Annotated in this window: 23 protein-coding genes and 1 tRNA gene; 11 read left to right on the top strand and 13 right to left on the bottom strand. The window is 62.5% G+C overall.

The features are described 5' to 3' along the window. Positions 1–86 precede the first annotated feature (86 nt). The 4 genes from HTY61_RS09110 to HTY61_RS09095 form a co-directional block, all read right to left on the bottom strand. Positions 87–3,296 (bottom strand): efflux RND transporter permease subunit, encoded by a 3,210-nt coding sequence (locus tag HTY61_RS09110; RefSeq protein WP_175276488.1) that lies wholly within the window; start codon positions 3,294–3,296, stop codon positions 87–89. Continuing rightward, positions 3,289–4,272, bottom strand: a complete 984-nt coding sequence (locus tag HTY61_RS09105) for an efflux RND transporter periplasmic adaptor subunit (RefSeq protein ID WP_175276487.1) — start codon at positions 4,270–4,272, stop codon at positions 3,289–3,291. Before HTY61_RS09105 ends, HTY61_RS09110 begins: the two co-directional genes overlap by 8 nt. 386 nt (positions 4,273–4,658) lie before the next feature. Further along, the gene (locus tag HTY61_RS09100; protein WP_175276486.1) at positions 4,659–5,903 is read right to left on the bottom strand and encodes a saccharopine dehydrogenase family protein; all 1,245 of its coding nucleotides are present in this window, start codon (positions 5,901–5,903) and stop codon (positions 4,659–4,661) included. Positions 5,904–5,965: 62 nt separating this feature from the next. Then, entirely contained in the window at positions 5,966–7,063 is a 1,098-nt protein-coding gene (locus HTY61_RS09095) for a carboxynorspermidine decarboxylase (RefSeq protein ID WP_175278493.1), read from the bottom strand. Positions 7,064–7,456: 393 nt separating this feature from the next. Between HTY61_RS09095 and HTY61_RS09090 the strand changes: the two genes are divergently transcribed. After that, positions 7,457–9,211, top strand: a complete 1,755-nt coding sequence (locus tag HTY61_RS09090; RefSeq protein WP_175276485.1) for a flagellin N-terminal helical domain-containing protein — start codon at positions 7,457–7,459, stop codon at positions 9,209–9,211. Between the two features lie 204 nt (positions 9,212–9,415). On the opposite strand, the gene HTY61_RS09085 is transcribed toward HTY61_RS09090, so the two are convergent. The 4 genes from HTY61_RS09085 to HTY61_RS09070 form a co-directional block, all read right to left on the bottom strand. Next, positions 9,416–10,873, bottom strand: coding sequence for an AMP nucleosidase (locus HTY61_RS09085; RefSeq protein ID WP_175278492.1), 1,458 nt, complete (start codon positions 10,871–10,873; stop codon positions 9,416–9,418). A gap of 127 nt (positions 10,874–11,000) precedes the next feature. Further along, on the bottom strand, positions 11,001–11,633 hold the full coding sequence (locus tag HTY61_RS09080) for a DUF805 domain-containing protein (RefSeq protein ID WP_175276484.1): 633 nt from the start codon (positions 11,631–11,633) through the stop codon (positions 11,001–11,003). A gap of 71 nt (positions 11,634–11,704) precedes the next feature. Further along, entirely contained in the window at positions 11,705–11,878 is a 174-nt protein-coding gene (locus HTY61_RS09075; RefSeq protein WP_175274853.1) for a hypothetical protein, read from the bottom strand. 98 nt (positions 11,879–11,976) lie between these two features. Beyond that, complete coding sequence (locus tag HTY61_RS09070) at positions 11,977–12,144, bottom strand: hypothetical protein (protein WP_175276483.1); 168 nt, start codon at positions 12,142–12,144, stop codon at positions 11,977–11,979. 294 nt (positions 12,145–12,438) lie between these two features. On the opposite strand from HTY61_RS09070, the gene HTY61_RS09065 reads away from it, so the two are divergent. From HTY61_RS09065 to HTY61_RS09055, 3 genes are all read left to right on the top strand, one after another. Further along, the gene (locus HTY61_RS09065) at positions 12,439–12,774 is read left to right on the top strand and encodes a hypothetical protein (protein ID WP_175276482.1); all 336 of its coding nucleotides are present in this window, start codon (positions 12,439–12,441) and stop codon (positions 12,772–12,774) included. A 169-nt stretch (positions 12,775–12,943) separates the two neighbouring features. Continuing rightward, on the top strand, positions 12,944–13,279 hold the full coding sequence (locus HTY61_RS09060; RefSeq protein ID WP_175276481.1) for a hypothetical protein: 336 nt from the start codon (positions 12,944–12,946) through the stop codon (positions 13,277–13,279). A 216-nt stretch (positions 13,280–13,495) separates the two neighbouring features. After that, positions 13,496–14,125, top strand: coding sequence for a peroxiredoxin-like family protein (locus tag HTY61_RS09055; protein WP_175276480.1), 630 nt, complete (start codon positions 13,496–13,498; stop codon positions 14,123–14,125). 9 nt (positions 14,126–14,134) lie between these two features. On the opposite strand, the gene HTY61_RS09050 is transcribed toward HTY61_RS09055, so the two are convergent. Beyond that, positions 14,135–15,052 carry a LysR family transcriptional regulator gene (locus HTY61_RS09050; protein ID WP_175276479.1) on the bottom strand — a complete coding sequence of 306 codons (918 nt, stop codon included), beginning with the start codon at positions 15,050–15,052 and terminating at the stop codon, positions 14,135–14,137. A 737-nt stretch (positions 15,053–15,789) separates the two neighbouring features. Further along, positions 15,790–16,131 (bottom strand): DUF2147 domain-containing protein, encoded by a 342-nt coding sequence (locus HTY61_RS09045; RefSeq protein ID WP_175276478.1) that lies wholly within the window; start codon positions 16,129–16,131, stop codon positions 15,790–15,792. Positions 16,132–16,534: 403 nt separating this feature from the next. On the opposite strand from HTY61_RS09045, the gene HTY61_RS09040 reads away from it, so the two are divergent. Further along, positions 16,535–16,801, top strand: a complete 267-nt coding sequence (locus HTY61_RS09040) for a sel1 repeat family protein (protein ID WP_175276477.1) — start codon at positions 16,535–16,537, stop codon at positions 16,799–16,801. Between the two features lie 128 nt (positions 16,802–16,929). On the opposite strand, the gene HTY61_RS09035 is transcribed toward HTY61_RS09040, so the two are convergent. Continuing rightward, positions 16,930–17,595, bottom strand: coding sequence for a YitT family protein (locus tag HTY61_RS09035; RefSeq protein ID WP_175276476.1), 666 nt, complete (start codon positions 17,593–17,595; stop codon positions 16,930–16,932). 49 nt (positions 17,596–17,644) lie between these two features. After that, entirely contained in the window at positions 17,645–18,745 is a 1,101-nt protein-coding gene (locus HTY61_RS09030; protein WP_175276475.1) for a pyridoxal phosphate-dependent aminotransferase, read from the bottom strand. A 146-nt stretch (positions 18,746–18,891) separates the two neighbouring features. On the opposite strand from HTY61_RS09030, the gene HTY61_RS09025 reads away from it, so the two are divergent. Further along, positions 18,892–18,981 (top strand) — tRNA-Ser (locus tag HTY61_RS09025). An 85-nt stretch (positions 18,982–19,066) separates the two neighbouring features. Beyond that, positions 19,067–20,029, top strand: coding sequence for a DUF6538 domain-containing protein (locus tag HTY61_RS09020; RefSeq protein WP_175276474.1), 963 nt, complete (start codon positions 19,067–19,069; stop codon positions 20,027–20,029). Here the strand turns inward: HTY61_RS09020 and HTY61_RS09015 are convergent. Continuing rightward, a complete protein-coding gene (locus tag HTY61_RS09015; RefSeq protein WP_175276473.1) occupies positions 19,972–20,742 on the bottom strand; it encodes a DeoR/GlpR family DNA-binding transcription regulator in 771 nt (256 codons plus the stop codon). The two genes, HTY61_RS09020 and HTY61_RS09015, sit on opposite strands and share 58 nt — an antisense overlap. A gap of 289 nt (positions 20,743–21,031) precedes the next feature. On the opposite strand from HTY61_RS09015, the gene glpD reads away from it, so the two are divergent. From glpD to HTY61_RS08995, 4 genes are read left to right on the top strand one after another with little or no spacing between them, the layout of a single operon-like run. Next, a complete protein-coding gene (glpD, locus tag HTY61_RS09010; protein ID WP_175278491.1) occupies positions 21,032–22,648 on the top strand; it encodes a glycerol-3-phosphate dehydrogenase in 1,617 nt (538 codons plus the stop codon). 19 nt (positions 22,649–22,667) lie between these two features. Beyond that, positions 22,668–23,756 (top strand): ABC transporter ATP-binding protein, encoded by a 1,089-nt coding sequence (locus HTY61_RS09005; RefSeq protein WP_175276472.1) that lies wholly within the window; start codon positions 22,668–22,670, stop codon positions 23,754–23,756. 10 nt (positions 23,757–23,766) lie between these two features. Further along, complete coding sequence (locus HTY61_RS09000; protein WP_175276471.1) at positions 23,767–24,843, top strand: ABC transporter ATP-binding protein; 1,077 nt, start codon at positions 23,767–23,769, stop codon at positions 24,841–24,843. Beyond that, positions 24,843–25,715, top strand: coding sequence for a carbohydrate ABC transporter permease (locus HTY61_RS08995; RefSeq protein ID WP_175276470.1), 873 nt, complete (start codon positions 24,843–24,845; stop codon positions 25,713–25,715). The genes HTY61_RS09000 and HTY61_RS08995 overlap by 1 nt, the downstream gene beginning before the upstream one ends. The last annotated feature ends 45 nt before the right edge of the window (positions 25,716–25,760 follow it).

Genomic DNA, 25,760 nt, shown 5'->3' with positions numbered 1-25,760 from the left:
GCGATTACGGGGTTTGGGTACCTCAATTCTGGATTGTACAAAGGCCGCCCGGACAGTGCCGGGCGGTTGCTGATCGTTAAGGCCGGTCAGGTTCTGAGCACCCGGTAGATCGCCGGGATCACCAGTACCGTCAGCAAGGTCGATGTCAGCAGGCCAAACAGCAGAGAGAGCGCCAGGCCCTGGAAGATCGGATCGGCCAGGATCACGGCCGCGCCGATCATGGCCGCCACGGCCGTCAGAAGGATCGGCTTGAAGCGGATGGCGCCGGCTTCCAGCAGGATGTCCACCTTGGTCTTGCCCTCCGTGTCCGCATTGCGGATGAAGTCGACCAGCAGGATCGAGTTGCGGACGATGATGCCGGCGAGTGCGATGAAGCCGATCATCGACGGAGCCGAGAAGGGAGCTCCCCACAGCCAGTGGCCGCCCATGATACCGAGGAAAGTCAGCGGTATCGGCGTCAGGATGACCAGCGGCAGCTTGAACGAGCCGAACTGCGCGACGACCAGGATGTAGATGCCGAGCAGGGCCACCATGAACGCGGCGCCCATGTCGCGGAAGGTGACCCAGGTCACTTCCCATTCGCCGTCCCAGAGAAGCGTCACGACGCTCTCGTCCTCCGGCTGGCCATGCAGTTTTATCGACGGTTTTGTACCTTCCGGCCAATCCATCTGCTCCAGCTGGTCGGCAACCGCGATCATGCCGTAGAGCGGCGCCTCGTAGTCCCCGGCAAGTTCCGCCGTGACCATCTCGGCGAAGCGTCCGTTGTGACGAAAGATCGGATAGGAGGCGCGTTCCTCCTCGACCTCGATGACATCGCCGAGTTCGACCACCCCGCGCGCGCCCGGCAGGACGTTTGCCGGTATCGGGGTCGACAGGAACCGCTCGTCGAGCACCCGGTCGCCCTTGGCGCGTTCGACGCGGATCGGTATCGGATGGCGGCCATCGCCGCGATGGGAGTAGCCAACCGTGGAGCCGCCGTTCAGGATTGCCAGCGTGTCGAACACGTCACTCTCGGTGACCTGGAAGAACTCGAGGTCATCCGTGTTGATGGTCGCACGAAGGCGGCGGGGCTGGACGCCGAAACTGTCGTCGACATCGACCACGAAGGGCACCTGCTCGAAGGCTTCGCGAATCTTCGAGGCGGCAATCCGGCGCGTCTCTGCATCGGGGCCGTAGACCTCGGCCAGCAGCGTGGCAATCACCGGCGGGCCGGGTGGCGGCTCGACCGTCTTGAGGTTGGTGCCCTCGGGCACGTCGAGTTGCATGATGCGCTCGCGTATCTCCAGGGCGATTTCGTGGCTTTCCCGGTCGCGCTCGGTTTTCGGCGTCAGGTTGACCTGGACATCGCCGAGATTGGGCTGCGCGCGCAGGTAGTAGTGGCGCACGAGACCGTTGAAGTTGAACGGCGCGGCCGTGCCCGCATGTGTCTGCACCGAAACGACCTCGGGCATTTCCAGCACTGTTCGCGCCACGGCCTGGGCCACCGCGTCGGTCGCCTCCACAGACGAACCTTCCGGCATGTCGATGACGACTGCCAGTTCCGACTTGTTGTCGAAGGGCAGCAGCTTCACCGTCACGTCCCGGGTGTAGAGAAGTCCCAGCGAACCGAAAGACAGTGCGGCTGTAATCAGGAGGAAGGCGAGGCTGCGGCCCTTGCTGGCGAGAATCGGCCGGGCGAAACGGAGATAGAGCGCTCCCAGCCTGCCGCCGTGGGCGTGTTCGCCGCTATCGTGGTCATGCACCGGCGCGCCGCCGGCGATCTTGGCCATGAGCCAGGGAGTGACGATCACCGCGACGAAGAAGGAGAAGATCATCGCGGCGGACGCGTTGGCCGGGATCGGGCTCATGTAAGGGCCCATCATGCCGGACACGAAGAGCATCGGGAGCAGGGCGGCCACGACCGTGAGGGTCGCGACGATGGTCGGGTTGCCGACCTCGGCCACAGCCTCGATGGCGCGCGCGACCCGATGCTTGCCGCCGCTCATGCCCCAGTGACGGGCGATGTTCTCGATCACGACGATGGCGTCGTCGACGAGAATGCCGATGGAGAATATGAGAGCGAAGAGCGAGACCCGGTTGAGCGTGTAGCCCATGATCCAGGCGGAAAACAGCGTCAGAAGGATCGTCACCGGGATGACGATCGCCACGACGATGCTTTCGCGCCATCCGATGGCGAACAGCACCAGGGCAATGATCGAGACGGTGGCGAGGCCAAGGTGGAATAGCAGTTCATTGGCCTTTTCATTGGCGGTCTCGCCATAGTCGCGCGTGACCTGCACTTCGATACCTTCCGGTATCAGGTGGCCTTCCAGTTCCTCGACGCGATGCAGGATCTCTTCTGCCACGATCACGGCATTGGCGCCCGAACGCTTTGCCACCGCGAGGGTGACGGCCGGCGTACGCTCGATCTCTCCGTTTTCGTCGCGCGTGACATTGGCAACCAGGAGGTCTGCCGCATCGAACGCATACTCCACGTCCGCGACGTCGCGAACATAGACCGGTCGGCCGTCGCGCGTCGTGAGAAGCAGGTTGGCGATCTCGGCCGGTGCGGTGAGCGTCTCGCCGGCGACGAGGCTGATCTGTTCGCCGCCGTCGCGCAGATAGCCGGTCGAGAAGGTCCGGTTGGCGGACTGCACCTTGCCCGCGAGCTGCTGCAGCGTGACGCCATAGAGGGCCAGTCGCTCCGGATCCGGCGCTATGCGGATCGTTTCGGGAACCTCGCCGACGATATAGGTGAGGCCGACGTCCTCGATCTTGGCGACTTCCGTGCGCAGTTCGCGTGCCACCCTTGTCAGGTCGTTGGCGGTGAAGTTCGTGCCAGGTTCGGGCGCGAGGGTCAGCGAGACGATGGCCACGTCGTCGATCCCGCGGCCGACGACCAGCGGCTGATCGATGCCGACCGGGATGCGGTCCATGTTGGCCTGCAGCTTCTCGTGCACGCGCAGGATCGCCGCGTCGGCGGAGGTGCCGACCAGGAACCGGGCCGTGACCATCGAGTAATCATCGCTGGTCTGGCTGTAGACGTGCTCCACGCCGTTGATGCCCTTGACGATGGTTTCCATCGGCTCGGTTACGAGCTTGACCGCGTCCTCGGCTTTCAGGCCGGGAGCCTGAATGTGGATGTCCACCATCGGGACGGATATTTGCGGCTCCTCCTCTCGCGGGAGCGAGATCAGGGATACCAGCCCGACTGCCAGGGCGGCCACGATGATAAGCGGCGTCAGCGGCGAGACGATAAATGCCCGCGTCAGGTTCCCGGCGATTCCGAGCCGGCCGTCGAATTGTCCCTCACTCATGGTCGGTCACCACTTTTTCGCCAGCCTCGAGGCCGGTGACGACCTCGACCATGTCCTCGCCGTCGATCACGTGATGCCCGCCGAGCACGACGGCCCGCCTGACGGGTTCACCGCCATGCTCAACCGTGACGAAATCGATGCCGGAGACGGTCTCGACGGCTTCGTGAGGAACGAGCAGGGCGCTGCGCTCCCCGATCGGCAGTCGCACCAGCACGCGCGCATCGACGAATGCATCGTCGAGGCCCTCGACCTCGACGTCGGCGATCACCCGGCCATTCTCGATCTGCGGATAGACACGCGCCAGCCGACCTTCGGCGGACCCGCTTGTCTCGATCTGGATCGTGTCGCCTTCCTGGAAGGTGCCGGCATGCCGTTCCGGAACAGCAAGTCGGAGGAAGAAGCCGCCTCCGCCAATGACGGCGATGGCTTCGCCCGGGGCGACAACCGAGCCGGCGGCAACAGGCACGTCGAGCGCGCGACCGCTCAGCGGAGCCAGCACGGTGCCCTCGGCAACCTGTTGCTCTATGACGCGGCGCTCGGCCTTGGTGGCCTCAATCTGGTTGGTGAAGACCTCGACCTGCGTGCGCAGGCCGTCGAGGCGCTGCGCCGTGGTGACGCCGCGTTCCAGCAATTCCTCGCCGCGCGATAGTTCCGACTTGGCGTTTGCAAGCTGCGATTCCAAAGCCTGCAACTGGGCATCGAGCGCGTTCATCTGAAATTCGAGCTTCTCGTCGACGATACGTGCCAGCGGCTGGCCGGCCTCGACGAGATCGCCCTCGGTAACGTTCAGTTCGACCAGCGTGCCCCCGAGGCGGGCTCGGGCGGGAATGCGGTCGCGCGCCTCGATGCGGGCGTAGACCGCTTTCCAGTCGGTCACCGCGGACGGTTCGAGTGTGAAGGATTCGGCCTGGACGGCCGGTGGCAGTAACGCGGCCAGCCCCAGGGCTGTTGTTAAAGCGGCGAGTGTTGTGCGCATTGTTGTCTTCCTGTGGTTCCGGTCTCCCCCTGGGCCGACTGCCGGCAGAGACATTCACGAATTGGTATATTTGCGATCTTCAATATACATGGGCGCCTGCGATTTCAAGAGAAAAGGAAACCGAAAGATCGCCACCCGGTCCATGACATCGGTCAAATGACGGACGTGCCGGTTATCGACGGCGTGCCGGGGCGAGCCTCCGGACCGATCGCGATTGTAGCGCGCCCTGGCGCGGGGTGGACAAGTTTTCCGTTGGAAAGGGGGAGGGGACATGTCGTCCCGAAGGATGCGCCGGGAACGGAGTTCCGGAAGCCCGCGCGTGGCGGTGAGAAAGTCCGGACGGGCGAGGGTGCTGTCCGCGCCCGTCCGATTGATGCGGGGCGGAGCTAGACCGCCTCGTTCCAGGGGCGGTCGCCCTTTTCGTCGCGGACGCGGGTCGGAAGGCCGATGCGGTCCAGGAGGTCCAGGAACGGTTTCGGGTCGAGTTCCTCGACGTTTGCCATGCGGCCGGTGTCCCAGGTGCCGTTGGCGATCAGCATCGCCGCGGCGACCGGCGGCACGCCGGCGGTGTAGGAAATTCCCTGGCTGCCCACTTCCTCGTAGGCTTCCTTGTGATCGGCGACATTGTAGATGAAGACCTCGACTTCCTTGCCGTCCTTCTCGCCCTTGACCAGGTCGCCGATACAGGTCTTGCCGGTATATCTGGGTGCGAGCGATGCCGGATCGGGCAGCACTGCCTTGACCACCTTCAGTGGCACGACTTCCAGACCCTCGGCGGTTTTCACCGGCTGCTCGGACAGCAGGCCGAGATTCTTCAGCACGGTAAAGACATTGATGTAGTGGTCGCCGAAGCCCATCCAGAAGCGCACGTCCGCCGTCGGATAGTTCACCGCCAGCGAGTGCACCTCGTCATGGCCGGTCATGTAGGCCTTCTGCTTGCCGACCACCGGCAGGTCCCACTCCTTGCCGATCTCGAACATCTTGTTTTCCTGCCACTGGCCGTTTTGCCAGGAATAGACCCGGCCGGTGAACTCGCGGAAATTGATCTCCGGATCGAAATTGGTCGCGAAGTAGTGGCCGTGGCTGCCGGCATTGATGTCGACGATGTCGATGGACTTGACCTGGTCCATCCAGTTGTCGATGGCAAGCCGGGCATAGGCGTTGACGACACCCGGATCGAAGCCGATGCCGAGGATCGCGGTAACACCCTTTTCGGCGCAGCGGTCGCGGCGCTTCCACTCGTAGTTGGAGTACCACGGCGGCGTCTCGCAGATCTTGTCCTCTTCCTCGTGGATCGCCGTATCCATGTAGGCCGCACCCGTCTCGATGCAGGCTTCCAGCACGCTCATGTTGACGAAGGGCGAACCGACATTGATGACGATCTGCGATCCGGTGTTGCGTATCAGTTCTGCTACGGCGGCGCTGTCCCGGGCATTGACCTGGTGCGATTCAAGCACGCCTTCCGTCTTCATCGATCCCTTTTCGCGGATGCTCTGGATGATCGCGTCGCATTTTTCCAGTGTCCGGCTGGCGATATGTATGTCGCCGAGAACATCGTTGTTCTGTGCGCACTTGTGCGCCACGACCTGCGCGACGCCCCCGGCGCCGATGATGAGTACGTTGCGTTTCATGAGCCTTTCAGGTCTCCCTTTTAACTCCGCATTGCGCTTTGTGGTTTGTTTGCGTTTCGGTTTCACGACAGCGCGGCGACGAAATCCTCGTAGCCGAAGTCGCGCACGAGCCGCACGGAACCGTCCGGTTCCCTCACGGCAATGGCCGGCATCTTGACGCCGTTGAACCAGTTTTTCTTGACCATGGTGTAGCCCGCCGCGTCCCGGATGCTCAACCGGTCGCCGGGCTTCAGCGGCTCGGGAAAGCGGAATTCGCCGAAGATGTCGCCGGCCAGGCACGACTTGCCGCAGACCATCCATTCGTGCGGTCCTTCGTTCGGCGCGATCTTCGCCGGTTCGCGATAGACCAGCAGGTCGAGCATGTGGGCCTCTATGGAGGAATCGACGATGGCAAGGTTCTTGCCGTTGAACATGGTGTCGAGCACGGTCACCTCCAGCGTCGCGGTATCGGTGATGGCCGCTTCGCCGGGTTCCAGGTAGACCTGCACGTCGTGGTCGCCGGAGAACCGCTTCAGCCGTTCGGCGAAGCGCTCCAGCGGGTAGCCCTCGCCGGTGAAGTGGATTCCGCCGCCGAGGCTGATCCAGTCCATGCGCCCGATCAGATGGCCGAAGCGCTGCTCGATTTCACCGAGCATGGCGTCGAACCGGTCGAAATCGTCGTTCTCGCAATTGCAGTGGAACATGAAACCGGAAATCATGTCGGCCACCTTCTCGATGTCTGCCGGGTCGTGCTCGCCGAGCCGGGAGAAGGGACGCGCCGGGTCGGCTAGGTCGAATTCCGAGGTCGACACGCCCGGATTGACACGCAGTCCGCGGGGCTTGCCGCTGCTGGCCTCCGCGAAGCGTTCCAGCTGGCCGATCGTGTTGAAAATGATCTTGTCGCAGTTCTGCAGGACTTCGCCGATCTCGTGATCGGCATAGGCGACCGAATAGGCATGTGTCTCGCCGCCGAACTTGTCGTGTCCGAGCTTGACCTCGAACAGAGAGGAGGATGTCGTGCCGTCCATGTACTGCGACATGAGGTCGAATACCGACCAGGTGGCGAAGCATTTCAGCGCGAGCAGGGACTTCGCGCCGGACCGCTCCCGCAGCCATGCGATCTTCTCCATGTTCGCGCGCAGCCGCGCCTTGTCGATGAGATAGTAGGGGGTCCGCAGCATCGCCGCCTTTTCCGTTTCTGTGTCCGGAAGTGTCGTCATGGCGGCCGGTTTCGCCGCCGCCTGTTCGCGGCTCCTGATGTCAGGCATGGCCCGCTGCGTCAACCGGGAAGGGCGAGCTAACGTCGCACGTGCCGTCGCGGGTGCTGCCCTTGTTCTGTATGACTCAATTCCATTCTGCGTAGACGGGGGCAGTCCAGCGATCCTGTCCACGTTCAAGGCAGATCCGATCCGGACTATCACCGCTTGGGAAATTTCTCGCTTCTTACGAGATCGGTAGGCGATTCATTAACCATCTATTCAACCTGCGGGTGCAATTCCGGAGCCTGCTTGCACGTCGCCGCACAGCTGGTTGAACGCATATTTGAAGACTAAGTATCTGAGCATGGGGAACGCATGCTGAGTATTCTTACCAATATTTCGGCGCAGACAGCGCTGCAGTCACTGCGCGCCATTTCAGCACGGTCGGAGGAAATCAGGCAGCAGGCCTCGACCGGTTTGCGGGTTGCAGAGGCTTCACAGGGAGCAGCTTATTGGTCCATTGCGACGACGATGCGCTCCGACTGTCACGCGATCTCAAGCGTAGTGGATGCGATGGCAGTTACAGCGGGCATCGCCGACGTCACCTATACGGCCTTGGAAACCGTGGGAAGTACTCTCGCCGAGATCAGGTCACGTTTCGTGGCGGCCGCAGAGGATGGGGTGGACAAAGCAAAGCTACAGGCCGAAGTGGATCAGCTGGTCGAGCACGTCTTCTCGATAGCGCGGAACGCCAGCTTTTCAGGCCAGAACTGGCTGGCGACAGACATTCCCGACTTCTTTGATTCGAACGATGACAAGCGTATCGTCAGCTTTCCATCGGGATATATCCGCGATGGTCAAGGCAAGCCAAGTATCGGTATCGATACCCTCGACCTTTTGCAGACTTCACTGATCAATTCCACCGGCGGTGGCATTTTGCAGGGCGATATCCGCAGCCCCGGTACTATCGGTGGATTGCGTTACAGGATCGACGGCGGTTATGCCACGCCAAGGCATTATGGTAGCCAATCAGTCGAATATTTCGATTTCTCCGGGCCGCTGCACTTCGATGATCCATCGGACCAGATCAGCTTCGTCCTGACGGTCGATGCTGAGGATCCCTCTGACCCCGGACTTCCCGGACCCTATGATTCGGGGCAGACCTTTGCGGTGATGATCAACCGGGCAATGGTACTGGCGGCGCTACCCGATTCCGATGGCGAAATAGCGGACTACAAGGACATGATCACAGTGCTGTCCCGAGCGCTGTCCGGCATCCCGGTGTCCGCACGTTACGTAACGACATTCAACGCGACTACCCACAAATGGGAAATCGTCGAAAACGCATTTGCCCTCGTCAATTCTGGCATTTCGGCTCTGCCCGGATCGTCGATGTCGCTCTCGTCACTTTCGGGCAATGTCGGAGGTTTTGGCGGTCTTGATTCCTTTGTCGATTACCGCGGTCGCGCGGCCGATCTCAGTCTCCATTTCGAGCCGTTCAAGGTCTATCAGGGCGTTGAGATATCCTTCGGCATTTCCGTCAATGACCTGACCGGTGGCCCCTACATGATCGATCGCGCCGTCGTGGACGCCGTCACCGGACGCGACGACGGACGGATTGAAACGGCAGACGAGATGCTTGCCCTGCTACAGTCACTAGTTACCGACATCCCGGGTTTCCAAATGTCCGTGGAAGATGCCACGATCCGCATGGAATTGCCCGGTACAGTGGACCGAACAGCGGGCGCCAATAGCCACATTCGCATCACCCATGCTTCTGTCAACGTCGAGCCGCTGGATGATCTCGCACTGGCTGATATGGATGTCGCTGCCATGCCGGATCGCGCGGAGGAATATGTGGAGTCGGTTACCTACATGATAGACCGTGTCGCCGACGCCGCTTCCGTAGTAGGAGCGATGAGAAAGCGCATTTCCTTGCAAAATAACTTTCTGTCCAGGCTTGAGGATTCAATGGAGCGAGGCGTCTCGAAGCTCGTTGATGCGGACATGGAGAAGACGGCTGCGAGACTTCGCGCTGTCGAGGCGCAAAAGCAACTCGCTTTGCAGGCCCTGTCCGTTGCGAATGGCCGTGCGAGGGTGTTGCTCAGCCTATTTGAAATGCCGGGATAGGCGCGGTACTGCGCGGTTCGCTGATCGGCGGCCACGGAGAGCGCGACATGCCGGTCTGGGGCATGGCGCTACGAGGAGGGCGTGGGCGAGATCTATGGCCCCCGTGGCGGCGAGACCGCCGTCCGGGCGCGCGTGCTCGAACAGGTCTACTAAATCGGGTCGATCCGGGAGTGACGGACAGGGACCGGGAGACCGGCCCGCCGCCTACTGGAACGCCGTCTCGTTGAAGCTTCTGAGCTTGCGCGAATGCAGCCGTTCCGGCGGCATCTGCGCCAGCTTCTCCATCGCCTTGATGCCGATGATGAGGTGCTGCGCGACCTGCCGCTTGTAGAAGTCGGTTGCCATGCCCGGCAGCTTAAGCTCGCCGTGCAGCGGCTTGTCGGAGACGCACAGCAGCGTGCCGTAGGGCACGCGGAAGCGGAAGCCGTTGGCGGCTATGGTTGCCGATTCCATGTCGAGCGCGATGGCGCGCGACTGCGACAGCCGCCGCACCGGGCCGCGCTGGTCGCGCAGTTCCCAGTTGCGGTTGTCGATCGTGGCGACGGTGCCCGTGCGCATGATCTTCTTCAGCTCGTAGCCGGTGAAACCGGTGACTTCGGCGACCGCCTGCTCCAGCGCCACCTGCACTTCCGCGAGCGGCGGCACGGGCACGGAAAGGGGAAGGTCGTCGTTGAGCACGTTGTCCTCGCGCACATAGGCATGGGCGAGGACGTAGTCCCCCAGCGCCTGGGAGTTGCGCAGGCCCGCGCAGTGGCCGAGCATCAGCCAGGCATGCGGGCGCAGCACGGCGATGTGATCCGTGATCGTCTTCGCGTTGGAGGGGCCGACCCCGATATTGACCATGGTGATGCCGGTCCGGTCTTCCCGCATCAGGTGATAGGCGGGCATCTGCGGCAGCCGCGCCGGCTGAACGCCGGAGACCGGTTCCTTGCTTCCCGCCGGCGTGAACAGGTTGCCCGGCTCGATGAAGCCGGAATAGCCGCCTTCGCCCTTGGCCACGACGTCGCGCGCGTACTGGCAGAACTCGTCCATGTAGAACTGGTAGTTGGTGAACAGGACGAAGTTCTGGAAATGGCCCGGGCTGGTCGCCGTGTAGTGGGCGAGCCGGTGCAGCGAGTAGTCTATGCGCTGCGCGGTGAAGGGGGCCAGCGGCAGCGGCTGGCCTGGCACCGGTTCGTAGTCGCCGTTGACGATGTCGTCATTCGTCGTCGTCAGGTCGGGCACGTCGAAGGTGTCGCGCAGCGGCCGGGCCACGGCGGTGGCGCCCTGCTCGACATAGGTTCCTTCCCGGAAGGCGAAATGCAGCGGGATCGGCGTGTCGGATTCGCCCACCTTCACCGGCACGTCGTGGTTGCGCATGATGAGCGCGATCTGCGTCTCCAGGTAGGTGCCGAAGAGATCCGGCCGCGTGATCGTGGCGATGTAGCGCCCCGGCGCGACGAAGTGGCCGTAGGCGAGGCGGGAATCGACGTGGCTGTAGCTGTCGGTTTCGAACTCGACCTGGGGGTAGAAGGCGCGCACGCGGTTTGTCTGCTCCTCGCCGCGATTGACGGCCTCGAACCGCTCGCGCAGGAAGGCGGTATTGCGCTCGTAGAGCGACCTGAGTGCCTCGACGGCGGCCTGGGCATCGGTGAAGGTGCGCGTCTCGTAGGCCGGCGGCATGTCGCAGCCTGCGCTGGAGACGGGATTGTTCGGGAGTGTTTCAAGCGTCTGTATGGTCATGGCGCAATATAGGCGTGAAAAGGCAACAGGAAAATGGCAACTGTTCGCGTGTCCCCGGCTCTGTGCTTCAGGCGGGTCCGAACCGGTTCTCGACATCCTCGCCGCGGCTCGCGAACAGGATGACGAGCGCGATGGGCCCGATGACCGGCACGAGCCAGATCAGGAGCCACCAGCCGGACCGGCCGGTATCATGCAGGCGGCGGACGCCGACGGCGAGCGAAGGCACGAACACGGCCAGCAGATAGGCGACACCGAGAAGTTCGTGTTTGCGCGGCAGGTTCGACAGGTAGGGGGCGATCGCGATCAAGCCCGCCAGGACCGCATAATTGAAGATCGCGAAATACCAGAACTCGGGACGCCGCGCGCGGCCACGGAACCTCGCGTAGTTGCTGAAGCAGTGCATCACGCATTCTCTGAAACCGGACGGATGGTGCGTCGCCTTGGCATCGGTGCCGGATGAGCCCCGGTCGGGGGGCTGGGTGGCATTGTGCGGGCGCTTTGCCGACGGGCTCGGCCAGGAGCTTGGTATGGAAGATCCGGGCAGGGCGGTCGCGGCAGGCTGCCAGTCGCTCATGCCCTCGCGCCAGACCAGCGTGTCGGGGCCGATCTTCCTTGCTGAGATCAGCGTGTCGATTTCCGCTATGTCGACCGGGCCGTTCTGCTCGTTGTCGCGTGCCCAGAACCAGATCTTGTCGTCCATGACCCTTGTCCGTGACCTGATGGATTCCGGAAACTAGGCTGACAAGCGACCGCGGTAAAGCCGTGCGTCTGTCAGGCGCCGCGCAGCAGCGACATGTAGATGACGAAGCCGGCGCCGGAAAGCTTGCGCGCATTGTCGTCCTGGGCGGCGGCGAAGCCGGCAAGCGGGCCGAGCATGAAAATGGCGAGTATGGCGGCGCGCAATGCGGTGCGGAGCGATTGACGGTGCTTGCGGATGGCGGTCATGGCGATGTCCCTTTCCCTTGTTGACACCGACATTGCCGCAATCGCGCTGAACCGATGCTGAGACCGGCGTTCAGCCGGCGTTCATCTTGCGGGAACGCTCATCGGACCAGGCGCAGACAATCGCGCGTGACGCCGAGCGGGCACGCGGGTGCTGTCTGTGCCTGCCAGGAATGATGCGTTCGGCCCGAGGTCTGCAGGAGTGCGACGAAACCTCCGCCGGAAAGCGCGACGGCGAGGCAGAAGACGAGGAAGCGGCGGATCGGCATGGGCGGGCTCCGGGTTTTCGGCCGATCTTCACGCCACGCGCCTGAACCGCCGCTGACTTGGCCGTTCACCCGGCATTCAGGGTGATTAATTCCCAAGAGGAATGAAACATATGAAGTCGCACGCACTTCTGGTTTTGGCTGGCATCAATCATATCCCACTCATCGAAACGACGCGGCAGCCGGCCGCTCCCACCGACCTCCTCCCTCGAAATGGTCGGCTGCCCGCGTCGCTCGAGACCCCCAATGGCCCAAGGGCCGAATGAACGAACACGATTGACCAGGAAAGGTACGAAAATGAAAAAGCTCATCTCCTCCGCCGCGGCTGCTGCCGTAACCGTTCTCGCGATCTCGGGTGCTGCCCAGGCCGGCGCATTCTCGGCCGGCTCCGCGATCCAGTCCATCGGTGATGGCGACTATGTCGTCCGCCGCATCGACACGGTCGAGGCCGTTGATAAGGACAAGGCCGACGCCATCCGGCGCAGCGCCGCCGCCAATGCCGGTGCCGTGCAGCAGGCGGTCCGCGCCAACCCGACGCTGGTAAACGGCCTGGCCGGCCAGAACGTGCAGGTCGACAACATCGTCGACGCCGATGAAACGGCCAACGGCAAGGTGATCTTCTACCTGCGCTAATGGCTGAACGCGTTCCGGAGCCTCCCCCGGCTCCGGCATGTGCGAGCGGGGCGGCGGCCGATCGGAACTGCCCCAAGACACTCCCCCGACCTCATCCTCCCGCCTGGGGGTGGTCGCTGTCCCGCTCGTGTCCCCCGACCAAGTGGAATTGAACAGGAAAGACATTACAATGAACGCTCTTATCTCCTCCTTCGCGGCCGGTGCCGTTGCTGTCCTCGCTCTCTCCGGCGCAGCCGAGGCGGGCGCATTCTCCGCCGCCTCCGCGATCCAGTCCGTCGGTGAAGGCGACTATGTCGTCCGCCGCATCGACACGGTCGAGGCCGTCGACGAGTACAAGGCCGACGCCATCAGGCGCAGCGCCGCCGCCAATGCCGATGCCGTGCAGCAGGCGGTGCGTGCCAACCCGACGCTGGTAAACGGCCTGGCCGGCCAGAACGTGCAGGTCGACAACATCGTCGAAGCCGATGAAACGGCCAACGGCAAGGTGATCTTCTACCTGCGCTAGGTGGCGGATCGTTGGCTGAAGCTGTTCTCCCGGCTTCGGTATGCTGGGGCGGGACGGTGGCCTGTCGGGCTCGCCGTCCCGCTTGCTTTCCGCGCCCCGCATTGCGGCGCGCGACAAGGGATGACAATCACGTGCGGAAGTTGCTATTCTGAGGACGGTATATGACCGGTTGTATCGATGTCACTGAACAAACGCTTGGAATTTCTCCGTGAATCGATGGCCCGCAATGCGGGGCCGGAAATCGCGGCCACCTGCGCGCAGGCAGAGCAGAACCAGGAGCGGCTGGCCACCAGCGAAGGCACCGTTCTCCACCATCCTGAGACGGTTCCGGACGTCACGCTTGTCGCGGCCGACGGCAGCAGGCGTGGCTTGCGCGAGCTGATCGCTGGCAGGCCGGCGGTGCTTCTGTTCTTCCGCGGTGACTGGTGTCCATTCAGCACGACCTCGATGCGGGCACTGGAAGATATCCGCGCCGATCTGGCCAGCCAGGGCATTGCCATGATCGGCATCACCCCGCGCCACCATTCGGCGCTTGCGGGGGCCGTGGAGCGGAACCTGCTGGGCTATCCCCTGCTGACCGATCCCGAACTCGAGCTGACCGAGGCAATGGGTGTGCGCGTCCGTGTCATCGACGAGATGGTTCACCTTTACGAAAAGCAGGGTATCGACCTTGCCGAGCTGAACGAGTCCGGGGAGTGGTCGCTGCCGCTGGAGGCAACGTTCCTCGTCGGGCCTGACGGCAGGATTTGCTGCGCGAATGCGTTCCCGCATCCCAGCCGCCGCATGGAGCCGGCGGAGGTCCGCGAAAGAATGCTGGAGATGCTGGGGCAATGCCACGACGCCTGACATGCGGCGTCACACCAGCCCGATGCCGCCCGTCATTGTCGGGTCGAGGCTGATCTCGTGCTCCAGGAAGTCGATCATGGCGCGCACTTTCGCCGGCGTGTAGCGCCGTGACGGGTAGACCGCATACATCGGCATGGTCGCTTTCTCGTAATCGTCCAGCATCGTTTCGAGCTCGTCGTTCTCCCAAAGGTCGGGAAACAACCAGCTTGGCATCATGCCGATCCCGAGGCCATCCAGCACGGCCTGGCGCAATGCATCGGAATTGTCCGCTCGCACCCGCCAGTTCACGCCGACCTGGATGATCTTGCCGTTCTTCGTGAACGACCACTGGTCGGTGTCCTGCATCCCGCCGAAGACAAGGCAGTCGTGGTTCTTGAGATCCTCGGGATGTTCCGGGCGCCCGCGGCGGTCGAGATAGGATTTCGAGGCAACGACGATCATCCGCATGGTGCCCAGCCGTTTCGCGATTAGGTTGGGCTCGCGTGGCTCGCCGAAGCGTATCGCGAGGTCGATGCCCTGGCTGACCATGTCCACGAGCCTGTCCTGCAGGACGAGGTCCACGCGCAGTTCCGGAAAGCGCGCGCCAAGCAGATGCAGTCGGGGAACGATATGCATGCGGCCGAAGCTTGCGCTCGCCGTCATGCGCAGCACGCCGGCGACGCGCCCCCTGCGGCCGCGCGCCTGCTCGATCGCTTCATCGGTGGCGGCGATCGCGTCGCGCGCATGCGCAAGAAACTCCATGCCCTCGTCGGTCAGTGTCAGTTTCCGGGTGGAGCGCTGCAGAAGCCGTGTGCCGAGATGGTCCTCGAGCGCCGCGATCTGCTTGGAAACGGCCGGCTGGCCGATATTGAACTCCCGCGCGGCGGCCGAGAAGCTCTCGGTTTCGGCTACCCTCACAAACGTCTTGAATGCGGCAATGAGATCCATGATTCATTCCATAGGGGAATAATTCGGGGGCGCCAAGGCGGAACTTGTCTCGTCTGGCATTCCGGGCAGCTACCGGCCGACCTGCAGGCCGTCTGTGCGGGGAGGCGTTGAACGGCGCTGCGCCGGCGGATGTGGAGGGCGGCCCGTCGCGCTGCCGGTCGGTTCAACTGGGCGGTACGGTTTTTCTGCGCCAGCGGTCGGGGGTGGCGTGCTGGCGAAGCGGGGGAGTGGCGGAAAGTTCGGGGAACGTCGTCACTGTGTGGTATCCTCGCGTGGATGTTCCGTCGGCCGGGCGGATTGACCGTCCGGACGGGATATATGTGCGCGAAGCTTACATGCCACTTTCCGCAAGATGAATTTTTCGTAAGGTGCGAAAATCGGCATGATCGCATCGCCCCTTGCGCGTTGCCAGCGAGGCAGGGCGCGGTCGACGAACCGTTGGCCTTGCGCGATTCATGCGGGGCCACCCGCAGCGGTGCGGCGGGCATTCCGCCGAGGAATAATAGTTATGACCGGCACCGGTATTATCCGGCGGACAAAATTCAATATTTTTCGGCTTGCCGAAGCGGCGCGATGGCGGATTTCGCCCCCGAAACTCTCGATCCGTCATCGCACGTTTCGGCGATCGGCACCCGGAATGCCAGACCCTTTCGAGGGCGACCGATCCGACCTCCTGAGGCGGCAAAGGCGGCGTGCGACGCGAACGCCGCCTTCCGTCCGGCATGGACTGCGTCGGACTACATCTTCTTCCAGGTTTGCGACTTGCAGAAGATCTTGAGCGCGCAACCCTTCATCTTCATCGACGAGCCGTTGAGCGTTGCCGAGCCGGAATAGGTCTTGTCGTCGGCGGGATCGGTGATCGAGCCGGTATACTTGTTGCTTCCGCTGGCGTTCATCCGGCCGATCTGCTTGCCGGCATGGGCGCCGGTTTTCAGTGTGATGCAATATGCCCCGCCGCATTTCGCGATCGCGGCCGTTTCGCCGCTCTGGGTGCGCCAGTTGCCCTCGATCGGGTCGGCGAATGCCGGAACGGTGAGCGCGCCGGCGCAGATGCCGGCAAGTACGATTCTGCGGATCATGTATTCCTCCCGAATGCCGGCATGGCTCGATGCCACGCCGATATTTTGACCAATACGTAAAGGTAACAGCAAGTCAAGCTGCCGGAAAGGCCGGTTGCCGTCGGGTTCCACGGCAATTTTCTCTGTCGCAAGCGCTCCGAATTGCCGGTCACGGTGAACAAAGGGTTTCGGCGCCTGGCCTTGTCCCCTTGCGGCAATTCCCGGGGATGCCCGGGAATCCGGGATTCCCAAGGTTAAGGGAGCGTCAAGTTTACGAAGAATTTGAACTTTGTTTGCCTGAAATTAAGCACGCTTTTTAGCAAGCGATTCAAATACATGCGGCACTCTTCGAACCATCGGAACGGGACCGCCCGGTCAAGCGGAAGCGGCCTCGGGAGACAAACAGGGACGAACGGAAGAGACAATGGCACGGATCGAGATAGAGAATGCCGAAATGGCCGCGCTCGGTGCGGCGAACAATGCGGATATCCTGTTCGAGATGGGCATGATGTACGCGACGGGCCGTGAATGCGAGGTCGACATGGTCGCCGCGCACAAGTGGTTCAACATCGCGGCCATAAAGGGTTGCGCGCGCGCTGCCATGCTGCGCTCGGAGATCGCCGAGGCCATGACCAAGGCGGATCTCGCCCGCGCACTGCGCGAGGCGCGCGAATGGATGACCTGCCACTAGAACCCGTGGCAGGTTGATTCGGGGGAAGGGGCCCCGGGACGGGACAGGTTGCCCATTGGGGATGGGTGGCGGCCGGTTCCGTCCCGGATTCCGCCGTTTGGGGCGTCACGTCCCGTGCAAGGCGGGCCTCAGCTGAAAGCCATGTATCGGCCCGGCTTGTGGTTGACCCCGAGGATCATGTTGAAGACGACCGCGCCGGCGACCGACCAGGCCAGTTCCGTCGGCGATACGACCAGTGCGCCCGCCGCCAGGATCATCAGGTCGATGCCCAGCTGCACGTAGCCTGCTCGCAGGCCGAGGCGTTCCTGCAGGAAGGCGACAAGAATGTTGACGCCGCCCAGCCCGGCGCCGTGGCGGAACAGGGCGAGCAGGCCGAGGCCGATCATGGCGCCGCCCGCGATCGATGCGACCAGCGGATGTATCTCGACGATCGAGATGCCCGACGGCAGGAGCCGGATCATTGCGGACATGAGCGTGACGGCGGCGAATGTGCGCAGGATGTAGCGCCAGCCGAGAGAGCCGATGCCGAACAGGTAGAACGGCAGGTTGATGGCGAAGAAGATGGCGCCGAAATCGAACGGCGTCAGGTAGTCGAGGATCAGCGCGACGCCTGCCAGTCCGCCGAGCACCAGCGATGCCTGCTGGTAGAGGAACACGCCGAAGGCGACCAGGGAGGTGCCGACGACAAGCGCGAAAATGTCCTCGGCCAGGCTGTGGCGCGATCGCGTCGGGTCGATGCCCTTGAGATCGCGCTCCGCGGTTGGTTCCGGTGTCGCTTCGGGTTCTTTTTGCATTGCAGCAAAATAGGCCCTTTCCGACCGGTTGCGCAATGCGTCGCGGCAATTATCCGGCGGCCTTCAGTGCCTCCGGCAGCATTGCCTCGAAATGATCGAGCTCGTGCGGCAGGCCGCAGCTGACGCGTATGCAACGGTCTATGCCCGGCCCGCCCGGCTTTCGGATGAAGACGCCGCGGGCGTTCAGCTCGTTCAGGATGCGGGTCGCATGCTCGCCGTCGCGGCCGCAGTCGAGCGTCACGAAATTGGTGGCCGAGGGCAGGGGATGCAGGCCGTTCGCGGTGCCGATGGCCGCGATGTGCTTGCGCGCCGCCTCGACCTGCATCGTCACCTGGGCCAGCCATTGGCGGTCGGCGAGCGCGGCGATCGCGGCATGCTGGGCCATCGTGTTGACGCCGAAATGGTCGCGCACCTTGTGGTACTCGGCGCACAGCTCCGCCGGCCCGAACAGGTATCCGACGCGCAGGCCCGCGAGCCCGTAGGCCTTGGAGAATGTGCGCATGCGCAGGACGTTGCCCCGGCCCGTGTCGATGGCGGGCAGGGCGCTTTCCGGCGCCAGTTCGCCATAGGCCTCGTCGAGGATCAGCAGCGTTTCTGCCGGTAATGCGTCCATAAAGGCCTCGATTGCCGCCCCGCTCCACCACGTCCCCATCGGATTGTCCGGATTGGAGAGATAGACGATCTTCGCGTTCTCGCGGTTCGCGGCGCTAGCGAGCGCGTCGAGGTCCTCCTTGTCGTCGCAGTAGGGCACGGTCACGAGACGGCGTCCGTAACCCGCGACGTGGTAGTTGAACGTCGGATAGGCGCCCGCCGAGGTGACGATCGCGCCGCCGGAATCGGAAAAGATGCGCACGGTGAGGCCGAGCAGGTTGTCGATGCCCGCGCCGACCACGATCTCGTCCGCCGACACCCCGAGATGGCGTGCCAGCGCGGCGCGCAGCTCGTGGATCTCGGGGTCGCAATATTTCCACACCTCGTCGCGAGCCGCCTTGTCCATGGCGGCGATTGCCCCGGGCGAGCAGCCGAAATTGCACTCGTTGGCGCCGAGACGCGCACGGAACGGGCGACCGTTCTCGCGTTCGAGCCGTTCCGGACCGACAAAGGGAGTGGTGGCAGGCAGGGAGGCGACTAGGGGATTGGCTTTCGGCATGGGCGTCTCCGGATTTTCGCATTGCCAGCAAGCGCTTGCGCGCGCCGCTGTCAAGATCGCCTGCACCGCAGATCCTGTGCCGGCTCGCGCACGAGCCTCAAAAACTCTTGGACAGGCCTCTGAATCATGTTACGGGCGAAGTCCGCGGAGAGGTGGCCGAGTGGTCGAAGGCGCTCCCCTGCTAAGGGAGTAGGCGGTAACCCGTCTCGAGGGTTCGAATCCCTTCCTCTCCGCCATCTGTTTTTGCACTCTCCGTCATCACGGAATCCCGCATTTTCGGTCGATTTCAGGCCCTGCCGCTCGTTTCGGGAGCATTTTGCCATGGCAGGAGATGTCGGTGTATCGCGCGGTGTATCGTCCCGTGTATCGCGCAAGGAGGCCGATGGCGGGAAATCGCGCCGCCGTGCGGGCAGGAAGGCCCCTGGTCCTTACCTCGTGCGCTCAGGTTCCGTTTACATTTTCCAGATCAGGATACCGAAGGATCTCGGAGGCGGGCGCGGCACGCCGTCACTGAGAATAAGCCTCGGCGCCTGCCCGGCACGCCGAGTGCGCTACATGGCCGACCTGCTGGCGGCCGAAGCCCGGGCGTGCTTCGAACGTTTGCGGGCAAGACGGATGGACGAAAGGGATATCGATAAGGACAAGGCTGACGAAGGCGGATCGGAACTGCCTTTTTATCTCACGCCGGAGGGCCGGGACGCGGCCATCGAGATGAAGGGCGCGTTCGAAATGGCGCGTGCGGTTGTCTCGCAGCCCGTTGCCCCGATGACGCCGGAGGAAGAGGTTCGCTCAAAGGCTTGGAAAGGCCTGGTGGAGCTCGGGCGCGAGATCGCCAGAGGCGGGGACGGCAACCCGATCGTCAGGGAGAATGCCGACCTGATCGCGCAACGCCGTGTCGACAGGCTGATGACGACAGTGTCACGGAAACAGGAAACCGATGCCGCCGGGCCGCGGAAAAGTTTTCCGAGGCAGTTTGAACGGCAGCCGGAGCCCGTCAGTGCGCCATCGGTTCCGGATGCCGGAAAGCTGTACTCGCTGGGCGGTGGTGACATGGAAACCACGAGTGTTTCCGATCACGCCTCGACGGTTGTGCCAGCCACTGACAATGCGCCCGCGAAGTCGGAAACGGACCCGCTCGACGAAGACCGCCGTTTCGTGCCGAGCCTGCATTCTGCCCTAGATTATAGCAAGCAATCGGTTGGACATATCTTTTCCCACCAGATCGCTCAGGTGCTTTCAGGAGCGACAATGACCTCGGTTCCCCATTCGTCGCATTTGTCGTGAAGCGTTTCCGTGATCGGCCTGTCGGTGAAAAATGCGTCAATCTCCGCAAGCGACGCGATACGGCCAGGCGCGGTCCTCTGAAACTTGGAATGGTCGGCCACCAATAGGGTCCGTCGCGCCTGCTTGAGAATTGATTTGCTGACATTGACTTCTTGAATGTCGAAATCCAGCAAATCGCCGTCTTGGTCGATCGCCGAGCAGCCGACCACAGCGAGGTCGAACTTGAACTGCACGATCGTCTGCGTTGCCAGGTTGCCGATTAGGCCCCCATCGGAACGCCTTAGAGTTCCGCCGGTCACGATGACTTGGCAGTCTCGGTTGACCGCCAGGATATTGGCCACGTTGATGTTGTTGGTCACCACCAGCAGATTGCGGTGATGCACCAGCTGCCGCGCCACCGCCTCGGTACTGGTTCCGATATTTAGAAAGATTGACACATCCTCGGGTATGCGTGCGGCACACGCTTCGGCGATGCGCGACTTCTCCGCCTCGTACAGGCCGCGCCGGTGTTCGTAGCCGATATTGATTGTGCCCGAGGGCAACATGGCACCGCCATGAACCCGTTCAAGCCGGCCCGCATCGGAAAGCTCGCTCAGATCGCGCCTGATCGTCTGCTGCGTGACAGCGAAATGTTCCGCCAGTCCGTCGACAGTCACCCGGCCGTCGCGCCTGGCGATTTCGAGAATTTCGTTCTGGCGAAAACTCTGGGACATGCGGGCGCGTCTTTCCCTCGCGGCCGGCCATAACCCGGCACCGACCGGAACGCAATTTCCGTTTATGTACGAACGATGTCAATCTATGTTCGATTTCAAACATGTCACCGGATTGAAACGTTTGGATCCGGTGTCATGTCGCATTCGATTCTTAGATTTCCACAAGAAGAAATCTGAAAATCAAATAACATCAATAGCCTATCCATCTTCGAACAATAACGAAAATCATTTCTTTTCATTTCTGAGCGTTTCACCTAGTCTTGTTTTCGCGCAGGCGTATTTTGCGTTCATGGAGGCCCGTGTGCCGCGATCGCAGGAAACCAGCACCCTCTACGATCTCATGGTGATCGGTGGCGGCATCAATGGGTGCGGCATCGCGCGCGATGCCGCCGGTCGCGGACTGTCCGTTGTCTTGGCTGAAATGAACGATCTTGCATCGGCGACCTCCTCAGCCTCGACCAAACTGTTTCATGGCGGTCTGCGTTATCTCGAATATTTCGAGGTGCGGCTGGTGCGCGAGGCGCTCGTCGAGCGCGAGATCCTGCTGCGCGCGATGCCCCATATTAGCTGGCCGATGCGCTTCATCCTGCCCTATAACGACGCCATGCGCTTCGACACGGAAACACCTGCGTCGAAGGTGCTCAACGCGATCATGCCATGGATGAAAGGGCGGCGTCCGGCGTGGATGATCCGGCTCGGCCTGTTCCTCTATGACAATCTCGGCGGACGCCAAATCCTGCCCGGTACGTCGACCCTGGACCTGTCGACCGCGCCGGAAGGAAAGCCGCTGAAATGCGAGTTCCGTAAGGCATATGAATATTCTGACTGCTGGGTGGAAGATTCGCGCCTCGTCGTCCTTAACGCTCGCGACGCACAAGCCCGCGGCGCCCGAATTCTGGTGCGAACGAAGGTCGTTTCAGCGGAGCGGACGCAAGACCACTGGACGGTGACGGTCGAAGACGAAGCAACCGGGGTACAAAGGGAAATTAGGGCGCGCGTCCTCGTCAATGCGGGCGGCCCATGGGTCGGTGACATCATCCGCACCAAGGCGCATCTCGATTCGAACGAGGGGATCCGCCTGGTTCGCGGCAGCCATATCGTCACGCGCAGGCTGTACAACCACGACAAGTGCTACTTCCTCCAGGGCGAGGACGGCCGGATCATTTTCACGATCCCCTATGAAACCGATTTCACCCTGATTGGCACCACCGACCAGGACCATCCGGATCCTTCTGTGAAACCGGAATGTACGCCGGAGGAGCAGGACTATCTGTGCGCTTTCGCCTCACGCTATTTCAAGCGCCCGGTTACCCGGGACGACATCGTGTGGACCTATTCCGGCGTCCGGCCGCTCTATGATGACGGCGCAAGTTCGGCCACGGCGGCGACACGCGACTACACGCTGACAGTAAATGACGATGGCGGCGCACCCGTTCTCAATGTCTTTGGCGGCAAGATCACGACCTATCGGCGGCTTGCCGAAAGCGCCATGGAGAAGATTGCGCCATGGTTTCCGGGCCTTTCATCCGCATGGACGGCGCGCGTACCCCTTCCGGGCGGCGATTTCCCGGTCGAGGGTGTCGATGCCTTGAAGAAAAGACTGACTGCCTCATATCCCTTCCTTGGCGAGTACCATTCGGGAAGGCTGGTGCGGGCCTATGGTACGGAAGCCTTCACGGTCCTGGGCGATGCCAAGGGCATTGAAGATCTGGGGCAGTCTTTCGGCGCCACGCTGACTGAACGCGAGGTCGAATGGCTGATGGATCGGGAATACGCCCGAACCGCCGAAGACATCGTGTGGCGCCGCAGCAAGCTTGGCCTGCGCATGAGCGCCGGCGAAATCGACAACCTCGACAATTGGATGCGCCATCGCCTGACAAGCGGCAAGCCGGCGGCGGCCGAATAGGTTGGGGAGGAGAGGAAGAATGACACTGGTCCTGGATGGTGTTTCGAAAGTGGTCGGCGCGCAAACGCATATCCATCCCACGAGCCTGGAACTGCGGAATGGCACCATGAATGTGCTGCTGGGACCGACATTGGCGGGCAAGACCTCGCTCATGCGCCTGATGGCCGGCCTCGACAAGCCGTCGACCGGCCGCGTCCTGTGGCATGGCGAGGATGTGACCGGCATGCGCGTACAGGACCGCAATGTCGCCATGGTCTACCAGCAGTTCATCAACTACCCGTCCATGACGGTCTACGACAACATTGCCAGCCCGCTGAGGCTCATGGGCAAGAGTGCATCGGAGATCGACGCCGCTGTCAAGGCGACCGCGGACATGATGAAACTCACTCCGATGCTTTCGCGCAAACCGCTGGAACTGTCAGGCGGCCAACAGCAGCGCTGTGCGCTCGCGCGGGCGCTGGTGAAGAATGCCGGGCTGGTCCTGCTGGACGAACCGCTCGCCAACCTCGACTACAAGCTGCGCGAGGAACTGCGTGTCGAGATCCCGAAGATCTTCGAGGAGTCCGGCGCAATCTTCGTCTACGCCACCACCGAGCCCGAAGAGGCCCTGCTGCTCGGCGGCAACACGGCGGCGCTTTGGCAAGGCCGCATCACGCAATTCGGACCGACGCCGGACGTCTATCGCAAACCGGTAGATGCAACGACGGCACGGGTCTTTTCCGACCCGCCAATGAATTTCCTGAGCATCTCCAAGACCGGTAACAAGCTGTTGTTCGGTGACGGACAGTCGGTGGTCGCTGCCGGAAAATTGCAGGAACTGGCCGACGGCCGCTACGTGGCGGGCTTCCGCCCGAACCATGTGGAGATCGTCCAACACACCGCCGATGCGATGAAGTTCACGGCGCTGCTCAACGTCACGGAGATTACCGGTTCGGAAACCTTCATTCACCTGTCCCACCATGGCGAGAAATGGGTCGGGTTGATCCACGGTGTCCACGACCTGCCACTCGGCCAGCAGATTGAGGTCTATCTCGATCCGTCCCACGTCTACATTTTCGCCGAAGATGGCCGGCTGGTCGTGCCCGCCGCCTACGCGATTGCGGCCTGAGGGAGGAACCATGGCAAAGATAACGCTGGACAACCTTGCGCATTCTTACCTTCCGAACCCGAAAGGCGAGGAGGATTTCGCGCTCAAGGAACTGAACCACGAGTGGAATGACGGCGAGGCGTATGCGCTGCTCGGCTCGTCGGGCTGCGGCAAGACAACGCTGCTCAACATCATTTCCGGCCTGCTGAGACCCAGTCAGGGCCGCGTCCTGTTCAACGACCGCGACGTCACGAACTCGCCCACGGCCGAACGCAACATCGCCCAGGTGTTCCAGTTCCCGGTAGTCTACGACACCATGACCGTTTGGCAGAACTTGGCCTTTCCGCTCAAGAACCGAAAAGCGGACGCCGCCTATATTGCCGAGCGCGTCGGCAAGATCGCCCACATGATCGGCATGGAAGCTGAGCTCGACCACAAGGCGCGCGGGCTGACCGCCGATGCCAAGCAGAAGATTTCGCTCGGGCGTGGCATGGTGCGCGAGGACGTCAACGCGCTCCTGTTCGACGAGCCGCTGACCGTGATCGATCCGCACATGAAGTGGGAGCTGCGCACGCAGCTCAAGTCGCTGCATCGCGAGTTCGGCCACACCATGATCTATGTCACGCACGACCAGACCGAGGCGCTGACCTTCGCCGACAAGGTGGTGGTGATGTATGACGGCCGCGTCGTGCAGATCGGCACGCCGGAGGAGCTGTTCGAGCGGCCCGAACACACATTCGTCGGCTATTTCATCGGTTCGCCGGGCATGAACATCATTCCGGCCCGCATAGAAGGCAACAAGGCACACGTCGAGGGATCGCTGATCGAGCTTGCCCAGACTTACGGTAAGATCGACGGCGACGTCGTTATCGGCGTCCGGCCGGAATACGCAAAACTGTCCAGCAAGGTCGGTCTGCCCGTGCGCATCCGCCGGGTCGAGGATGTTGGCCGGCACAAGATCGTGCGGGCTGAATTCTTCGGAAGGGACATCAACATCATTGCGAAGGAAGGCGAAGCGATCGACGCGGACATGACGCGCGTCGTCTTCGATCCGGCGCGGGTCAATGTCTACGCCAATGACTGGCGCGTGACGGGGGAGGCTGCCTGATGGAAAAGACCGTCAACCAGAAAGCCTGGTTCCTCGTCCTGCCGGTGCTGGTGCTGGTCGCCTTCTCCGCCGTCATTCCGCTGATGACCGTGGTGAACTACTCGGTGCAGGACACGTTCGGCAACAACCAGTTCTTCTGGGCCGGCCTCGAGTGGTTCGACGAGATGCTGCATTCCGAGCGCATGTGGAATGCGCTGGGGCGCCAGCTGTTCTTCTCCGCCGTCATCCTGGCCATCGAGGTGCCGCTAGGCATCCTGGTCGCGCTGAGCATGCCCAAGCGCGGCTTCTGGGCCTCGGTCTGCCTGGTGCTGATGGCGCTGCCGCTGCTGATCCCGTGGAACGTGGTGGGTACGATCTGGCAGATTTTCGGCCGCGTCGACATCGGCCTGCTGGGCTACACGTTGGACCGGCTGGGGATTTCCTACAACTACACCCAGAACGTGCTTGCCGCCTGGGCCACCGTGATCGTCATGGATGTCTGGCACTGGACCTCGCTGGTCGCGCTGCTCGCCTATGCCGGGCTGCAATCGATCCCCGGCGCCTACTACCAGGCCGCCAAGATCGACCAGGCCAGCCGCTGGGCGGTGTTCCGCTATATCGAACTGCCGAAGATGCAGGGCGTGCTGATGATCGCGATCCTGCTGCGCTTCATGGACAGTTTCATGATCTATACCGAGCCCTTCGTCGTCACCGGCGGCGGGCCCGGCAACTCGACGACATTCCTGTCGATCGACCTCGTCAAGATGGCGCTCGGCCAGTTCGACCTGGGCCCCGCCGCGGCCTTCTCGATCATGTACTTCCTGGTGATCCTGCTGATCTGCTGGGTGTTCTACACAGTGATGACCAACCTCGAAAAAAGGGATGGCGTGTGATGACCGATGCCGTGTTGACCAAGAGACCCGCCCGGGCCCGGACTC

It is taken from the genome of Oricola thermophila, assembly GCF_013358405.1.
Lineage (GTDB): Bacteria > Pseudomonadota > Alphaproteobacteria > Rhizobiales > Rhizobiaceae > Oricola > Oricola thermophila.
Note: the sequence above shows the minus strand (reverse complement) of the source record. Positions and strands in the feature narration are given on the sequence as shown.

Bases quoted from the DNA above. Each gene is read 5' to 3' on its own strand.
- HTY61_RS09005 (WP_175276472.1), top strand. From the start codon at position 22,668: ATGACACTGGTCCTGGATGGTGTTTCGAAAGTGGTCGGCGCGCAAACG.
- HTY61_RS09050 (WP_175276479.1), bottom strand. From the start codon at position 15,052: ATGGATCTCATTGCCGCATTCAAGACGTTTGTGAGGGTAGCCGAAACC.
- HTY61_RS09035 (WP_175276476.1), bottom strand. From the start codon at position 17,595: ATGCAAAAAGAACCCGAAGCGACACCGGAACCAACCGCGGAGCGCGAT.
- HTY61_RS09040 (WP_175276477.1), top strand. From the start codon at position 16,535: ATGGCACGGATCGAGATAGAGAATGCCGAAATGGCCGCGCTCGGTGCG.
- HTY61_RS09045 (WP_175276478.1), bottom strand. From the start codon at position 16,131: ATGATCCGCAGAATCGTACTTGCCGGCATCTGCGCCGGCGCGCTCACC.
- HTY61_RS09000 (WP_175276471.1), top strand. From the start codon at position 23,767: ATGGCAAAGATAACGCTGGACAACCTTGCGCATTCTTACCTTCCGAAC.
- HTY61_RS09100 (WP_175276486.1), bottom strand. From the start codon at position 5,903: ATGAAACGCAACGTACTCATCATCGGCGCCGGGGGCGTCGCGCAGGTC.
- HTY61_RS09015 (WP_175276473.1), bottom strand. From the start codon at position 20,742: ATGTCCCAGAGTTTTCGCCAGAACGAAATTCTCGAAATCGCCAGGCGC.
- HTY61_RS09070 (WP_175276483.1), bottom strand. From the start codon at position 12,144: ATGCCGATCCGCCGCTTCCTCGTCTTCTGCCTCGCCGTCGCGCTTTCC.
- HTY61_RS09065 (WP_175276482.1), top strand. From the start codon at position 12,439: ATGAAAAAGCTCATCTCCTCCGCCGCGGCTGCTGCCGTAACCGTTCTC.
- HTY61_RS09105 (WP_175276487.1), bottom strand. From the start codon at position 4,272: ATGCGCACAACACTCGCCGCTTTAACAACAGCCCTGGGGCTGGCCGCG.
- glpD (WP_175278491.1), top strand. From the start codon at position 21,032: ATGGAGGCCCGTGTGCCGCGATCGCAGGAAACCAGCACCCTCTACGAT.
- HTY61_RS09030 (WP_175276475.1), bottom strand. From the start codon at position 18,745: ATGCCGAAAGCCAATCCCCTAGTCGCCTCCCTGCCTGCCACCACTCCC.
- HTY61_RS09020 (WP_175276474.1), top strand. From the start codon at position 19,067: ATGGCAGGAGATGTCGGTGTATCGCGCGGTGTATCGTCCCGTGTATCG.
- HTY61_RS09085 (WP_175278492.1), bottom strand. From the start codon at position 10,873: ATGCCGCCGGCCTACGAGACGCGCACCTTCACCGATGCCCAGGCCGCC.
- HTY61_RS09060 (WP_175276481.1), top strand. From the start codon at position 12,944: ATGAACGCTCTTATCTCCTCCTTCGCGGCCGGTGCCGTTGCTGTCCTC.
- HTY61_RS09055 (WP_175276480.1), top strand. From the start codon at position 13,496: ATGGCCCGCAATGCGGGGCCGGAAATCGCGGCCACCTGCGCGCAGGCA.
- HTY61_RS09095 (WP_175278493.1), bottom strand. From the start codon at position 7,063: ATGCTGCGGACCCCCTACTATCTCATCGACAAGGCGCGGCTGCGCGCG.
- HTY61_RS09075 (WP_175274853.1), bottom strand. From the start codon at position 11,878: ATGACCGCCATCCGCAAGCACCGTCAATCGCTCCGCACCGCATTGCGC.
- HTY61_RS08995 (WP_175276470.1), top strand. From the start codon at position 24,843: ATGGAAAAGACCGTCAACCAGAAAGCCTGGTTCCTCGTCCTGCCGGTG.
- HTY61_RS09080 (WP_175276484.1), bottom strand. From the start codon at position 11,633: ATGGACGACAAGATCTGGTTCTGGGCACGCGACAACGAGCAGAACGGC.
- HTY61_RS09090 (WP_175276485.1), top strand. From the start codon at position 7,457: ATGCTGAGTATTCTTACCAATATTTCGGCGCAGACAGCGCTGCAGTCA.
- HTY61_RS09110 (WP_175276488.1), bottom strand. From the start codon at position 3,296: ATGAGTGAGGGACAATTCGACGGCCGGCTCGGAATCGCCGGGAACCTG.